Origin of the sequence: Pseudomonas bharatica (genome assembly GCF_048586865.1) — a bacterium.
GTDB classification, from domain to species: domain Bacteria; phylum Pseudomonadota; class Gammaproteobacteria; order Pseudomonadales; family Pseudomonadaceae; genus Aquipseudomonas; species Aquipseudomonas bharatica.
Map to the genome: position 1 here is coordinate 62,736 of NZ_JBMAWR010000013.1, position 14,243 is coordinate 76,978.

Annotated in this window: 13 protein-coding genes; 4 read left to right on the top strand and 9 right to left on the bottom strand. The window is 63.8% G+C overall.

Annotated elements, in window-relative coordinates; genetic code table 11:
• Positions 1-122 precede the first annotated feature (122 nt).
• Positions 123-1,772, top strand: a complete 1,650-nt coding sequence (locus ACKLLE_RS15980; RefSeq protein ID WP_420058496.1) for a GMC family oxidoreductase — start codon at positions 123-125, stop codon at positions 1,770-1,772.
• A gap of 110 nt (positions 1,773-1,882) precedes the next feature.
• Positions 1,883-3,505, top strand: coding sequence for an MFS transporter (locus ACKLLE_RS15985; protein WP_279899639.1), 1,623 nt, complete (start codon positions 1,883-1,885; stop codon positions 3,503-3,505).
• A 175-nt stretch (positions 3,506-3,680) separates the two neighbouring features.
• Here ACKLLE_RS15985 and ACKLLE_RS15990 read toward each other — a convergent pair whose 3' ends face one another.
• From ACKLLE_RS15990 to glyQ, 4 genes are all read right to left on the bottom strand, one after another.
• The gene (locus tag ACKLLE_RS15990) at positions 3,681-4,454 is read right to left on the bottom strand and encodes a lysophospholipid acyltransferase family protein (RefSeq protein ID WP_009401853.1); all 774 of its coding nucleotides are present in this window, start codon (positions 4,452-4,454) and stop codon (positions 3,681-3,683) included.
• A gap of 64 nt (positions 4,455-4,518) precedes the next feature.
• Complete coding sequence (gene gmhB, locus ACKLLE_RS15995; protein WP_420058497.1) at positions 4,519-5,052, bottom strand: D-glycero-beta-D-manno-heptose 1,7-bisphosphate 7-phosphatase; 534 nt, start codon at positions 5,050-5,052, stop codon at positions 4,519-4,521.
• A gap of 3 nt (positions 5,053-5,055) precedes the next feature.
• On the bottom strand, positions 5,056-7,110 hold the full coding sequence (gene glyS, locus ACKLLE_RS16000; protein ID WP_420058498.1) for a glycine--tRNA ligase subunit beta: 2,055 nt from the start codon (positions 7,108-7,110) through the stop codon (positions 5,056-5,058).
• Complete coding sequence (gene glyQ / locus ACKLLE_RS16005; protein ID WP_009401850.1) at positions 7,107-8,054, bottom strand: glycine--tRNA ligase subunit alpha; 948 nt, start codon at positions 8,052-8,054, stop codon at positions 7,107-7,109. The genes glyS and glyQ overlap by 4 nt, the downstream gene beginning before the upstream one ends.
• 82 nt (positions 8,055-8,136) lie before the next feature.
• Between glyQ and ACKLLE_RS16010 the strand changes: the two genes are divergently transcribed.
• Both ACKLLE_RS16010 and ACKLLE_RS16015 read left to right on the top strand, forming a co-directional pair.
• Complete coding sequence (locus ACKLLE_RS16010; protein ID WP_009401849.1) at positions 8,137-8,688, top strand: DNA-3-methyladenine glycosylase I; 552 nt, start codon at positions 8,137-8,139, stop codon at positions 8,686-8,688.
• A 39-nt stretch (positions 8,689-8,727) separates the two neighbouring features.
• The gene (locus ACKLLE_RS16015; RefSeq protein ID WP_009401847.1) at positions 8,728-9,615 is read left to right on the top strand and encodes a lysophospholipid acyltransferase; all 888 of its coding nucleotides are present in this window, start codon (positions 8,728-8,730) and stop codon (positions 9,613-9,615) included.
• Between the two features lie 102 nt (positions 9,616-9,717).
• On the opposite strand, the gene ACKLLE_RS16020 is transcribed toward ACKLLE_RS16015, so the two are convergent.
• The 5 genes from ACKLLE_RS16020 to def are packed head-to-tail and all read right to left on the bottom strand — an operon-like array spanning position 9,718 to position 14,242.
• Positions 9,718-10,032: a tetratricopeptide repeat protein gene (locus tag ACKLLE_RS16020; RefSeq protein ID WP_420058499.1), complete on the bottom strand. Its 315-nt coding sequence runs from the start codon at positions 10,030-10,032 to the stop codon at positions 9,718-9,720.
• Between the two features lie 11 nt (positions 10,033-10,043).
• Positions 10,044-11,417, bottom strand: a complete 1,374-nt coding sequence (gene trkA / locus ACKLLE_RS16025; RefSeq protein ID WP_064302146.1) for a Trk system potassium transporter TrkA — start codon at positions 11,415-11,417, stop codon at positions 10,044-10,046.
• 20 nt (positions 11,418-11,437) lie between these two features.
• A complete protein-coding gene (rsmB, locus tag ACKLLE_RS16030; RefSeq protein WP_420058500.1) occupies positions 11,438-12,748 on the bottom strand; it encodes a 16S rRNA (cytosine(967)-C(5))-methyltransferase RsmB in 1,311 nt (436 codons plus the stop codon).
• Positions 12,745-13,677: a methionyl-tRNA formyltransferase gene (gene fmt, locus ACKLLE_RS16035; RefSeq protein WP_420058501.1), complete on the bottom strand. Its 933-nt coding sequence runs from the start codon at positions 13,675-13,677 to the stop codon at positions 12,745-12,747. Before fmt ends, rsmB begins: the two co-directional genes overlap by 4 nt.
• A gap of 58 nt (positions 13,678-13,735) precedes the next feature.
• Positions 13,736-14,242: a peptide deformylase gene (gene def, locus ACKLLE_RS16040; protein ID WP_009401839.1), complete on the bottom strand. Its 507-nt coding sequence runs from the start codon at positions 14,240-14,242 to the stop codon at positions 13,736-13,738.
• Position 14,243: the final 1 nt, after the last annotated feature.

Here is a 14,243-nt window from a genome sequence, read left to right on the forward strand (position 1 = left end):
GCTGGCCTCGTTGGCGCTGTGCTAAAACGCACAACGGTTGAGTGAAATCTCTCGTTTTCAACTCGAAAGTAATCAACAACACTGAGGCAAGACAAGGATAAAAATCAGGCGAGAGGTTTGAAATGCCATCAGCCGAACTGTCCTACGACTACGTCATTGTCGGCGCCGGCCCGGCTGGCTGCCTGCTGGCCAACCGGCTTTCCGCCGATCCCGGTTGCCGTGTCGCCCTGCTTGAAGCGGGAGGTCGCGACAACTACCCCTGGATTCATATTCCGGTGGGCTACCTCTACTGCATCGGCAATCCCCGCACCGACTGGTGCTTCAAGACCGAGAACCAGCCTGGCCTTGCCGGGCGCAGCCTTGGCTATCCGAGGGGCAAGGTCCTGGGTGGCTGTTCGTCGATCAACGGCATGATCTATATGCGCGGTCAGGCCGGCGATTACGATCGTTGGGCAGAGGAAGGCAACCCAGGCTGGGCGTGGAAGGATGTGCTGCCGCTGTTCAAGACCAGCGAAAAGCACTTTGCTGGCGCTTCGGACATACATGGCAGCGAAGGCGAGTGGCGGGTGGAACGGCAGCGTTATTCCTGGCCGATCCTCGACGCCTTTCGCGAGGCTGCGGCCCAGCAGGGTATTGCCAGCGTCGATGACTTCAACGGTGGCGATAACCAGGGTTGTGGATACTTCCAGGTCAACCAGAAATCCGGCGTACGCTGGAACGCGTCCAAAGCCTTCCTGCGTCCTGTCGCTGACCGTCCCAACCTCGACGTGCTCACCGGTGTCGAAGTCGATCGGGTGCTCCTCGAGAACGGTCGTGCGGCGGCGGTACGGGGACGTCGGGAGGGCCAGTGGCAGGATTTCCGCGCCCGTCGCGAGATACTGCTGTGCGCCGGCTCCGTAGGATCACCGGGCATCCTGCAGCGCTCCGGCATCGGTCCGCGGCCGTTGCTCGAACGCCTGGGCATCGGCGTACAGCACGAACTGCCGGGCGTCGGCGGTAATCTCCAGGACCATCTGCAACTGCGCCTGATCTACCAGGTGGATAACGTGCGCACCCTCAACCAGGTTGCCAACAGCCTGTTCGGCAAGATGGGCATGGGCCTGCGTTATCTCTATGACCGCAGCGGACCACTGGCGATGGCGCCGAGTCAATTGGGGGCCTTCGTGCGCAGTGGTCCGGAGCAGACCTCGGCCAACCTGCAGTATCACGTCCAGCCGCTGTCACTGGACCGCTTCGGGGAACCGCTGCACCGCTTCGCCGCGTTCACCGCCTCGGTGTGCAACCTGCGCCCGGTCAGCCGCGGGCGTGTGGATATCCGCTCCGCCGATCCGTCCGTGGCGCCGATGATCGACCCCAACTACCTCAGCGCAGCCGAAGACCTCAAGGTTGCCGCCCAAGCCATCCGCCTGACCCGCGCCATCGTCGCTTCCCCTGCCCTGGCGCCCTTCTCGCCCAGGGAATACCTGCCGGGCGCAGCGCTGGATAGCGAAGAAGAACTGCAAAAGGCCGCCTGCCAGATCGGCACCACGATCTTCCACCCGGCCGGAACCTGCCGCATGGGCAGCGGTCCGCTGGATGTGGTGGACGCACAATTGCGAGTGCATGGAGTACCCGGCCTGCGGGTCGCCGATGCCTCGATCATGCCGAACATAGTGTCCGGCAACACCTGTTCCCCCACATTGATGATCGCGGAGAAGGCCGCGCAACTGATTCGCCAGGGCCATGAGGCCGCCGGCAAGCGTAGTGACCGAGCAACGATAACGACGCCCTGAGCCTTGCCCGGGCGGCGCGCAAGAGTGACACCGGCAGCAGTCGACCGGTGTCGACAGTGGACAACAACAATAATCACTGTGCCCCCAACGACGGGGCCGAGGACAGCACGATGTCGGACACCCTCCAGCAACAGGGCGCAACCACGACGGCCAACAGCCGTCGCGAAGAGCGCAAGATCATTTTCGCGTCATCCCTCGGGACGGTTTTCGAGTGGTATGACTTTTTTCTCTACGGGGCCCTGGCCGCGGTTATCAGCAAGCAATTCTTCGCCGGGGTCAACGACACCACGGCGTTCATCTTCGCGCTGATGGCCTTTGCCGCAGGCTTCCTGGTCAGGCCTTTCGGTGCCCTGGTATTCGGTCGCCTCGGTGACATGATCGGGCGCAAGTACACCTTCCTGGTGACCATTGTGCTCATGGGCCTGTCGACCTTCGCTGTCGGCCTGCTACCCACCTATGCCAGCATCGGCATCGCTGCGCCAATCATCCTGGTAGTGCTGCGCATGCTCCAGGGCCTGGCGCTGGGGGGTGAATACGGCGGCGCGGCTACCTATGTGGCCGAGCACGCGCCACCCGGCAAGCGCGGTTTCCATACCGGGTTCATCCAGTCCACCGCCACGCTCGGCCTGCTGCTTTCGCTGATCGTGGTACTAGGCAGTCGGTATATCAGTGGCGACCAGTTCGAAACCTGGGGCTGGCGCTTGCCATTCCTGCTTTCCATCGTGCTGCTGGCGATCTCTACCTGGATCCGCATGAGCATGCACGAATCGCCTGCCTTCGTGAAAATGAAGGCCCAGGGCAAGGTGAGCAAATCACCGATCCGCGAGTCGTTCACCTCCTGGCCGAACCTGAAGGTGGTACTGACCGCGCTGTTCAGCATCAACGCCGGACAGGCCGTGACCTTCTACACCGCCCAGTTCTACGTGCTGTTCTTCATGACCCAGATGCTCAAGATGGACCCGGCCCAGGCCAACTCGCTGTTGATCATCAGCGTGGTGATCGGCGCGCCGTTCTTCGTCTTCTTCGGTTGGCTGTCGGACCGCGTGGGGCGCAAGCCGATCCTGATGATTGGCCTGCTGCTGGCTACCGTCCTGTACTTCCCGCTGTTCAAGGCCCTGAGTCATTACGCCAATCCGCAGATCGACGCCGCCAGCCGCCAGGCGCCTATCGTGGTACTCGCAGATCCGGCCGGTTGCACGTTCCAGTTCGACCCTGTGGGTAAGGCACGCTTCGACAGCCCGTGCGACAAGGTGAAGACCTTCCTGGTCAAGCAGGGCCTTCCCTACAGCTCGCAAGCCCTGCCAGCCGGCAGTGCCGTGGCGGTGACCGTTGGCGAGCAGCGCATCGACGGCTTCGACGAAGCAGCCCTGCGTGCCGCCATCGACAAGGCCGGCTACCCGGCCAAGGCCGAGGCTGCCAACGTCAACCAGCCGATGGTGGTCCTGCTGATCGTGGTGATGATCCTGATCGCCACCATGACCTACGGCCCGCTGGCGGCGGTGATGGTCGAGCTGTTCCCGACCCGCATCCGCTATACGTCGATGTCCCTGCCCTATCACATCGGCAATGGCTGGTTCGGCGGATTCCTGCCAACCGTATCCTTCGCCCTGGTGGTATACACCGGGGATATCTTCTACGGACTGTGGTATCCGGTACTGATTACCGGGGTCAGCCTGGTGGTAGGTCTGTTCTGCCTGAAAGAAACCCGGGATGTGGATATCGACAAGATCTGAGCTGATCACATGCACAAAAAAACCGGCTTAAAAGCCGGTTTTTTAATTCCGCGAAAAAACTTATGCACGATTTACATGAAACCTTCATACCCAGAAATATGTATGAATATCAGCAAGTTGCATTCGTTTTTCACGGGTCATCCAAATATTGTCAACAAGTTATCCACAGATCGCCTCAGGCCACCGAGGCAGTTTCGCTGGTGGTGGCTTGTGGCGGCAGCGAACCCAGGTCGCGCTGGGTCTGCTCGTTCCACGCTGCAGCGCGGTCGTTCAGCTCTGCGATGGCCCGCGGGCCGGAGCCCTCGGCCCACATCGGCTGGCCGATAACCACCTCGATGGTGCCGGAACGCTTGCCCCAACCCTCTTTCGGCCAGAACTTGCCGGCGTTATGAGCAATTGGCAGCACCGGCAGGTTGGCGTTCACTGCCAAGGCTGCGCCACTGCGGGAGAACTTGCCGACCTGACCGAAAGGCACGCGGGTGCCTTCCGGGAAGATCAGCACCCAGACATTCTGCTTGAGCAGCTCGTCGCCCTTGCTCGCGACCTGTTTCAGCGCGACCTTCGGGTTGTCCCGGTCGATGGCGATAGGCCGCAGCATGGCCATGGCCCAGCCGAAGAACGGCACGAACAGCAATTCGCGCTTGAGCACCTGGCTCAAGGGTTGGAAATAGGCAGAAAGGAAGAACGTCTCCCAGGTGCTTTGGTGATTGGACACGATCACACAAGGCCGCTCGGGGATGTTCTCGGCGCCGGTCACCTTGACCTTGATACCGAGGAATACACGTACCAGCACCAGCGCGAAGCGGCACCAGTAGACATTGATGAAGCGATAGCGCACCGGGAACGACATGAACGGTGCGACAAAGAAGCTCAGCGAGCACCAGAGCAGCGAACTGGTCCCCAGCAGCACATAGAACAGGAAAATTCTGATCGCCTGCAGGATCGACATAGCAGCGTGTACCGTTGCGGGCGTGCCCGCTCGAAGTAAGAACGCGCCCGCAAGGGCCGGCGCGTCAGGTGTGGATAAGTGTTCTGGCGATGGCGGCCAGGTCGTCGAAGACCAGTGTATCCGGTGGTACGCCTTTGGCGAGGGTCTTCTCGCCTTTGCCGGTACGCACCAGGACCGGTTGTGCATCGACGGTCAGCGCGGCCTCCAGGTCACCCTTGCTGTCGCCGACGAACCACACGCCGGTCAGCTCGACCCGGTAATGTGCGGCAATCTCGCGCAGCATGCCGGGCTTGGGTTTGCGGCAATCGCAGCCGTCATCCGGCCCGTGTGGGCAGTGGACGATCAGGCCGACCTCGCCACCAAGACCGGCCACCAGCTCGCGCAGGCGGGCGTGCATGGCGTCGAGGGTCGACAGCGGGTAATAGCCACGAGCGATGCCGGACTGGTTGGTGGCGACCGCCACCGTCCAGCCGGCCTTGCTCAACTGCGCGATGGCCTCGATCGAGCCGGGGATCGGGATCCACTCGTCCAGCGACTTGATGTAGGCGTCGGAGTCCTGGTTGATCACCCCGTCACGATCGAGAATCAGCAGTTTCAAGGCTTACCCCAGCAGCGAGATATCGGCCACGCCCAGGAACAGACCGCGCAGGCGGCTGAGCAGGGCATAACGGTTGGCCCGCACGCTGGCGTCCTCGGCATTGACCATCACCGCTTCGAAGAACGCATCCACAGGCTCGCGCAGGGCGGCCAGGCGTGCCAGCGATTCGGCGTACTGGCGCGAGGCGGCCATCGGCTGCACGGCCTGGTCGGCCTGCTGGATCGCCGAGTACAGCGAGAACTCGTTGGCGTTGTCGAAGTACTTCGGCTCGACAGTGCTGGCGATGGTGCCTTCGAACTTGCTCAGCAGGTTCGATACGCGCTTGTTCACCGCGGCCAGTGCCTCGGCCTCCGGCAACTTGCGGAAGGCCTGGACGGCCTGCACGCGCTGGTCGAAGTCCAGGGCGGAGCCCGGCTTCAGGGCACGCACGGACAGGTAGGTGGCGACGTCGATGCCTTCGTCTTCATAACGCGCACGCAGGCGGTCGAAGATGAACTCCAGCACCTGCTCGGCCAGGCCGGCGGCCTTGACCTTGGCACCGAACTGCTCGACGGCGACGTTCACCGCGTCGGTCAGGTCCAGGTCGAGCTGTTTCTCGATCAGGATGCGCAGCACGCCCAGGGCCGCGCGACGCAGTGCGTACGGGTCCTTGGAGCCGGTTGGCAGCATGCCGATGCCGAAGATACCGACCAGGGTATCGAGCTTGTCGGCGATGGCCACGGCTGCGCCGGTCAGGGTCGACGGCAGTTCGGCACCGGCGCCGCGCGGCATGTACTGCTCGTTCAGGGCCAGGGCGACGTCTTCCGGCTCGCCGTCGTTGAGTGCGTAGTAATAGCCGGCGACACCCTGCATTTCGGGGAATTCGCCAACCATTTCGGTAGCCAGGTCGCACTTCGACAGCAGGCCGGCACGCGCAGCACGCTGCGGATCGCCACCGATCTTGCCGGCGATGAACGCGGCCAGCTTGCCGACGCGCTCGGCCTTGTCGAAGACGCTGCCCAGCTGGGCCTGGAACACCACGTTCTGCAGGCGCTCGTTGAAGCTTTCCAGCGGCTGCTTCTTGTCCTGCTTGAAGAAGAACTCGGCGTCGGTCAGGCGTGGACGCACGACCTTCTCGTTGCCTTCGATGATCTGCTTCGGATCGCGGCTCTCGATGTTGGCCACGGTGATGAAGCGCGGCAGCAGCTTGCCGTCGACGTCCAGCAGGCAGAAGTACTTCTGGTTGTCCTGCATGGTGGTGATCAGGGCTTCCTGCGGCACTTCGAGGAAGCGCTCTTCGAACGAGCACACCAGCGGCACCGGCCATTCGACCAGGGCAGTCACTTCGTCCAGCAGCGCCGGCGGCACGATGGCGGTGCCTTCCTGCTGCATGGCCAGCTCGGCGGTACGCTTGCTGATCAGCTCGCGGCGCTCGTTGAAATCAGCCAGGACGTAGGCCTTGCGCAGGTCTTCCTGGTAGTTGGCCGGGGCGGAGATGCGCACGTTTTCCGGGTGGTGGAAGCGGTGGCCACGGGATTCACGGCCGGCTTTCTGGGCGAGGATGGTGCAATCGACCACGTCGTCGCCGAGCAGCATTACCAGCCACTGGGTCGGACGCACGAACTCTTCCTTGCGGGCACCCCAGCGCATGCGCTTGGGAATCGGCAGGTCGTTCAGCGAATCCTCGACGATGGTCGGCAGCAGGCTGGCGGTCGCCTTGCCCGGGATATGCTGGGAGAAGCGCAGCTTGGCGCCGCTCTGGTCGATCTCGGACAGCTCGACACCGCATTTCTTGGCGAAGCCCAGGGCGGCCTGGGTCGGGTTGCCTTCGGCGTCGAAGGCAGCCTGACGGGGCGGGCCGTCGACGTTGATGCTGCGATCCGGCTGCTGGGTGTCCAGGTCACGGATCAGAACGGCCAGGCGGCGGGGTGCGGCATAGACGTGCTTGGCGCTGTAGTTCAGGCCGGCAGCCTGCAGGCCCTTCTCGATGCCGGCAAGGAATGCGTCGCCGAGGCTGGCGAGGGCTTTCGGTGGCAGTTCTTCGGTGCCCAGTTCAACCAGGAAATCTTGAGCACTCATTCCGCAGCCTCCAGCTTGGCCAACACTTCATCACGCAATTCAGGGGTTGCCATCGGGAAGCCGAGGCGGGCACGGGCTTGCAGGTAGCTCTGGGCCACGGCCCGGGCCAGGGTGCGCACGCGCAGGATGTAACGCTGGCGCTCGGTCACCGAGATGGCGCGGCGGGCGTCCAGCAGGTTGAAGGTGTGCGAGGCCTTGAGGACCATTTCGTAGGTCGGCAGCGGCAGCTCCAGCTCGATCAGGCGGTTCGCTTCGCTTTCATAGAAGTCGAACAGTTCGAACAGCTTCTCGACGTTGGCGTGCTCGAAGTTGTAGGTCGACTGCTCCACTTCGTTCTGGTGGAACACGTCGCCGTAGGTGACCTTGCCGAACGGGCCGTCGGTCCAGACCAGGTCATACACCGAATCGACGCCCTGCAGGTACATGGCCAGGCGCTCGAGACCGTAGGTGATTTCGCCGGTGACCGGCAGGCACTCGATGCCGCCAACCTGCTGGAAGTAGGTGAACTGGGTGACTTCCATGCCGTTGAGCCAGATTTCCCAGCCCAGGCCCCAGGCGCCGAGGGTCGGCGATTCCCAGTTGTCTTCGACGAAACGGATGTCGTGGACCAGCGGGTCGAGGCCGATGGCTTTCAGCGAGCCCAGGTACAGCTCCTGGAAGTTCGCCGGGTTCGGCTTCAGGACCACCTGGAACTGGTAGTAATGCTGCAGGCGGTTGGGGTTTTCGCCGTAGCGACCATCGCCCGGGCGACGGCTTGGCTGGACATAGGCGGCGTTCCAGGTCTCAGGGCCTACGGCGCGCAGAAACGTGGCGGTATGAAAAGTGCCGGCGCCCACTTCCATATCGTAGGGCTGAAGCACCACACAACCTTGCTCGGCCCAGTACTGCTGGAGCGCGAGGATCAAGTCTTGGAAGGTACGCACGGCTGGCGTAGGCTGGCTCACGAAATTCACCTGTTTCTAGGGCTGCGAATATAAAGAGCGGGAGTATAACCCGATTCGCCCCTGCCTCTACCCATGGTGCTTTATGCCTCGTTGCTTTTGGTGTACCGACGATCCGCTGTACCAGGCTTATCACGACCACGAATGGGGCACGCCGCAGCGCGACGCGGGGCAACTGTTCGAAATGCTGTTGCTCGAAGGGTTCCAGGCCGGTCTTTCCTGGATCACCGTGTTGAAGAAACGCGAGCGTTATCGCCAGGTGATGTTCGGCTTCGATCCGCATCGACTGGCCGAAATGACCGATGAGGAAATCGAGGAGCGCATGCTTGATCCCGGCATCATCCGCAACCGCCTCAAGCTCAATGCCGCACGGCGCAACGCCCGCGCCTGGCTGGCGCTGGAAGACCCGGCGGCGCTGCTCTGGTCGTTCGTCGGCGGGCAGCCGAAGATCAATCACTTCGTCGGGCGTGGCGAGGTGCCGGCGGTTACCGATGAAGCCAAGGCCATGAGCAAGGCCCTGCAGAAAGCCGGCTTCACGTTCGTCGGCCCGACCATCTGCTACGCCTTCATGCAGGCAACCGGCATGGTCATGGACCACACCACCGATTGCGATCGATACGCCGCCCTGCTGCGCTGACGGGTACAATGCCCGGCTTGTGTATGGAGGAACCTGCCTGTGGATAAATTCAAGGGCGCCTTGATGGTCGGGGCGCTGCGACTGTTTGCCAAGCTGCCTTGGGGCGCCGTGCAGCGCGTCGGTGCGGCCATCGGCTGGATCATGTGGAAAGTCCCGAACAGTTCGCGCGAGGTGGTGCGCATCAACCTGGCCAAGTGCTTCCCGGAGATGGACCCGGTCGAACGCGAGAAGCTGGTGGGCCGTTCGCTGATGGATATAGGCAAGTCCTTTACCGAAAGCGCCTGCGCCTGGATCTGGCCGGCGCAGCGTTCCATCGACCTGGTGCGTGAGGTCGAGGGCCTGGACGTGCTGAAGGACGCTCTGGCTTCAGGCAAGGGCGTGGTGGGTATCACCAGCCACCTGGGCAACTGGGAGGTGCTCAATCACTTCTATTGCAGCCAGTGCAAACCGATCATTTTCTACCGGCCGCCTAAGTTGAAGGCTGTGGATGACTTGCTGCGCGAGCAGCGCGTGCAACTGGGCAACCGCGTAGCGCCTTCGACCAAGGAAGGCATCCTCAGCATCATCAAGGAAGTGCGCAAGGGCGGCCAGGTAGGCATTCCGGCGGACCCTGAGCCGGCCGAGTCGGCAGGGATCTTCGTGCCGTTCCTCGGGACCAAAGCGCTGACCAGCAAGTTCGTGCCGAACATGCTGGCCGGCGGCAAGGCGGTGGGCGTATTCCTGCATGCCCTGCGCTTGCCGGATGGCAGTGGTTTCAAGGTGATTCTGGAAGCGGCGCCGGAGGCGATGTACAGCACCGACACCGAGACCTCGGCGGCGGCGATGAGCCAGGTTGTGGAAAAGTATGTACGGGCCTATCCGAGCCAGTACATGTGGAGCATGAAGCGCTTCAAGAAGCGGCCGGCGGGAGAGGCTCGCTGGTATTGAGGGCGTACGCGGACCCTGTGGGAGCGGGTTTACCCGCGATGACGTCGGTGGATTCACCATCGCAATCGCGGGTGAACCCGCTCCCACAGGGGCGCGGTGAATTCAATTGCCGGCTTTATCCAGTTTCCTGAGAAACACCACCATCTCTTTCTCGGCCTGCTTGTCCCCATGAGCCCGCGCCGCCGCGATGCCCCGCTCCCAGGCATCCCGTGCCGCCAGGTTATCCCCAGTCGCCAGCCACGCCTTGCCGAGCAGTTTCCACGCCGCCGAATACTTCGGGTCCATCTCGACACACCGGGCCAGATGCACTGCCGCCTCAGCGCCATTGCCCTCGTCCAGCCACGATTTGCCCAGGCCAAAGCGCAGCAGGGCGTTATCCACACCCTTGGCCAGCATCTTTTCCAGCGATTCGCGCATGGTGTCTTTCCTTAGAAGAAGGTCAGGCCAACGTGGAACAGCTTTTCCACGTCACGGATGTACTTCTTGTCCACGACGAACAGGATGACGTGGTCGCCCGTGCGGATCACCGTGTCGTCGTGGGCGATCAGCACTTCTTCGTCACGGATGATCGCGCCGATGGTGGTGCCCGGCGGCAGGTTGATGTCCTCGATGGCCTTGCCGACCACCTTGCTCGACTTCGCGTCACCATGGGCGATCGCCTCGATGGCCTCCGCCGCTCCCCGGCGCAACGAGTGCACGCTGACGATATCGCCGCGTCGCACGTGGGTCAGCAGCGTGCCGATGGTCGCCAATTGCGGGCTGATGGCGATATCGATCTCGCCGCCCTGCACCAGGTCCACGTAGGCCGGGTTGTTGATGATGGTCATCACCTTGCGCGCGCCCAGGCGTTTGGCCAGCAGCGAGGACATGATGTTGGCCTCGTCGTCGTTGGTCAGGGCCAGGAAGATGTCGGCATCGGCGATGTTCTCTTCCAGCAGCAGGTCGCGGTCCGAGGCGCTGCCCTGGAGCACCACGGTGCTGTCGAGGGTGTCCGAGAGGTAGCGGCAACGTGCCGGGCTCATCTCGATGATCTTCACCTGGTAACGGCTTTCGATGGCCTCGGCCAGGCGTTCGCCGATCTGCCCGCCGCCAGCGATGACCACACGCTTGTTGCCTTCGTCGAGGCGGCGCAGTTCGCCCATGACCGCACGGATATCGGCCTTGGCGGCGATGAAGAACACCTCGTCGTCAGCCTCGATCACCGTATCGCCCTGCGGCAGGATCGGCCGGTCGCGTCGGAAGATCGCGGCCACCCGGGTTTCCACATTGGGCATGTGCGCGCGGATCTGGCGCAGTTGCTGGCCCACCAGCGGCCCGCCGTAATAGGCCTTGACCGCCACCAGCTGGGCCTTGCCCTCGGCGAAGTCGATCACCTGCAACGCGCCGGGGTGTTCGATCAGGCGCTTGATGTAGTGGGTGACCACCTGCTCCGGGCTGATCAGCACGTCCACCGGGATGGCTTCGTTGTCGAACAGGCCGGCGCGGGTCAGGTAGGCCGATTCGCGAACCCGGGCGATCTTGGTCGGCGTATGGAACAACGTATAGGCGACTTGGCAGGCGACCATGTTGGTCTCGTCGCTGTTGGTCACCGCCACCAGCATGTCGGCGTCGTCGGCGCCGGCCTGGCGCAGGATGGTCGGGAACGAGCCGCGGCCCTGGACGGTGCGGATATCCAGGCGATCGCCCAGGTCACGCAGGCGGTCGCCATCGGTATCCACCACGGTGATGTCGTTGGCTTCGCTGGCCAGGTGTTCGGCCAGCGTGCCGCCGACCTGTCCCGCGCCGAGGATGATGATCTTCATCCGCTCCCTTCCCTTTTCTGTTAACCGCGTGCGGCGGCGATCTTGATCAGCTTGGCGTAGTAGAAACCGTCGTGCCCGCCTTCCTGGGCCAGCAGCTGGCGGCCGTGTGGCTGGCGGATGCCGGCGTCGGTAGCCAGGTCCAGCTCGCGGGCACCGGGGGTGCGGTCGAGGAAGGCCGCGATCACCTCGGTGTTCTCCGTGGGCAGGGTCGAGCAGGTGGCATAGAGCAGCATGCCGCCGACTTCCAGGGTCGGCCACAGGGCATCGAGCAGTTCGCCCTGGAGGCTGGCGAGGGCGGCGATATCGTCGGCCTGGCGGGTCAGCTTGATATCCGGGTGACGGCGGATCACCCCGGTAGCCGAGCAGGGCGCGTCCAGCAGGATGCGCTGGAAGCCCTTGCCGTCCCACCAGCTGGCGGTGTCGCGGGCGTCGCAGGCGATCAGCTGGGCGTCGAGGCCGAGGCGGTCGAGGTTTTCGCGCACGCGAGTCAGGCGCTTGGCTTCGAGGTCGATAGCGACTACACCGGCCAGTTTTTCTTCGGCTTCGAGCAGGTGGCAGGTCTTGCCGCCGGGGGCGCAGCAGGCGTCCAGCACCCGTTGGCCGGGGGCCAGTTCGAGCAGGTCGGCGGCCAGTTGCGCCGCTTCGTCCTGCACGCTGATCCAGCCCTGGTCGAAACCGGGCAGGTTGCGCACGTCGCAGGCTTCGGCGAGGACGATGCCGTCGCTGCTGAACCGGCACGGCGCGGCTTCGATACCGGCGTCACGCAGCAAGCCGAGGTAGGCGTCGCGGTGGTGGTGGCGGCGGTTGACCCGCAGGATCATCGGCGGATGAGCGTTGTTGGCGGCGCAGATGGCTTCCCATTGCTCCGGCCAGAAGGCCTTGAGCGATTTCTGCAGCCAGCGCGGGTGGGCGGTGCGCACCACCGGGTCGCGCTCCAGCTCGGCGAAGATGGCCTGCCCTTCGCGTTGTGCGCGGCGCAACACGGCATTGAGCAGGCCCTTGGCCCACGGCTTCTTCAGTTTGTCGGCGCAGCCCACGGTTTCGCCGATGGCAGCATGTTCCGGGACGCGGGTGTAGAACAGCTGGTACAGGCCGACCAGCATCAGCGCATTCACATCAGCGTCGGCGCTCTTGAACGGCTTCTGCAGCAGGCGCTCGGCCAGTGCCGACAACCGCGGCTGCCAGCGTGCGGTGCCGAAGGCGAGGTCCTGGACCAGGCCGCGGTCACGGGCCTCGACCTTGTCCAGTTGCGCCGGCAGCGAACTGTTCAGCGAGGCCTTGCCGCTGAGCACGGCGGCCAGGGCGCGGGCGGCGGCCAGGCGCGGGTTCATTGGCCGAGCACCGTGCCGCTGGCGAATTTCTCGCGGCGGCTGTTGAACAGATCGCTGAAGTTCAGGGCCTTGCCACCGGGCAATTGCAGGCGGGTCAGGCGCAGCGCGCCTTGCCCGCAGGCGACGATCAGGCCGTCCTTGCTCGCGGAGAGGATTTCACCCGGGGCGCCCTTGCCCTCGGCGGGCTTGGCGGCGAGCACTTTCAGGGTTTCGCCGTCGAGGGTGCTGTGGCAGATCGGCCAAGGGTTGAAGGCGCGGACCAGGCGTTCCAGTTCGTCGGCCGGACGGCTCCAGTCCAGGCGCGCTTCGTCCTTGTTCAGCTTGTGTGCATAAGTGGCCAGGGCGTCATCCTGCACTTCGCCCTGCAGGGTGCCGGCATCGAGCCCGGCAATGGCCTCCAGTACGGCGGGCGGGCCGAGTTCGGCAAGGCGGTCATGCAGGCTGCCGCCGGTGTCCTCGGGGCTGATCGGGGTACTCACCTTGAGCAGCATCGGCCCGGTATCCAGCCCGGCTTCCATGCGCATCACGGTCACGCCGCTTTCGGCGTCGCCCGCCTGTACCGCGCGCTGGATCGGCGCCGCGCCGCGCCAGCGCGGCAACAAGGAGGCGTGGCTGTTGATGCAGCCGTGTCTGGGAATATCCAGCACCACCTGCGGCAGGATCAGGCCGTAGGCCACCACCACCATCAGGTCGGGCTTCAGTGCGGCCAGTTCGGCCTGGGCGTCGGCATTGCGCAGGGTCGGCGGTTGCAGCACCGGGATAGCGTTATCCACAGCCAGTTGCTTGACCGGGCTCGGCATCAGTTTCTGTCCGCGCCCGGCCGGGCGGTCCGGCTGGGTATAGACGGCAATGATTTCGTGCTGGCTGGCCAGCAGGGCCTTGAGGTGTTCGGCGGCGAACTCGGGGGTGCCCGCGAAGACGATGCGCATGCAGTTCTCGCTTAAAAGAAAAAGGCTTGCCGGAGCAAGCCTTCAGGAATGAGGAGGATCAAGCTTGCTGGCGGTGCTGCTTTTCCAGCTTCTTCTTGATGCGGTCGCGTTTGAGCGTCGACAGGTAATCGACGAACAGCTTGCCGTTGAGGTGGTCGCACTCGTGCTGGATGCACACGGCCAGCAGGCCTTCGGCGATCAGCTCGTAGGGTTTGCCGTCGCGGTCCAGGGCCTTGACCCGGACTTGCAGGGGACGGTCGACGTTCTCGTAGAACCCGGGGACCGACAGGCAGCCTTCCTGGTACTGGCCCATGTCCTGGGTCAGCTCTTCCAGCTCGGGGTTGATGAACACCCGCGGCTCGCTGCGATCTTCACTGAGGTCCATGACCACCACACGCTTGTGCACGTTGACCTGGGTAGCGGCCAGGCCGATGCCGGGGGCGTCGTACATGGTTTCGAACATGTCATCCACCAACTGGCGGATGGCGTCGTCCACTTCCGTCACCGGTTTGGCGATGGTGCGAAGGCGCGGGTCCGGGAATTCGAGGATGTTCAGAATGGCCATA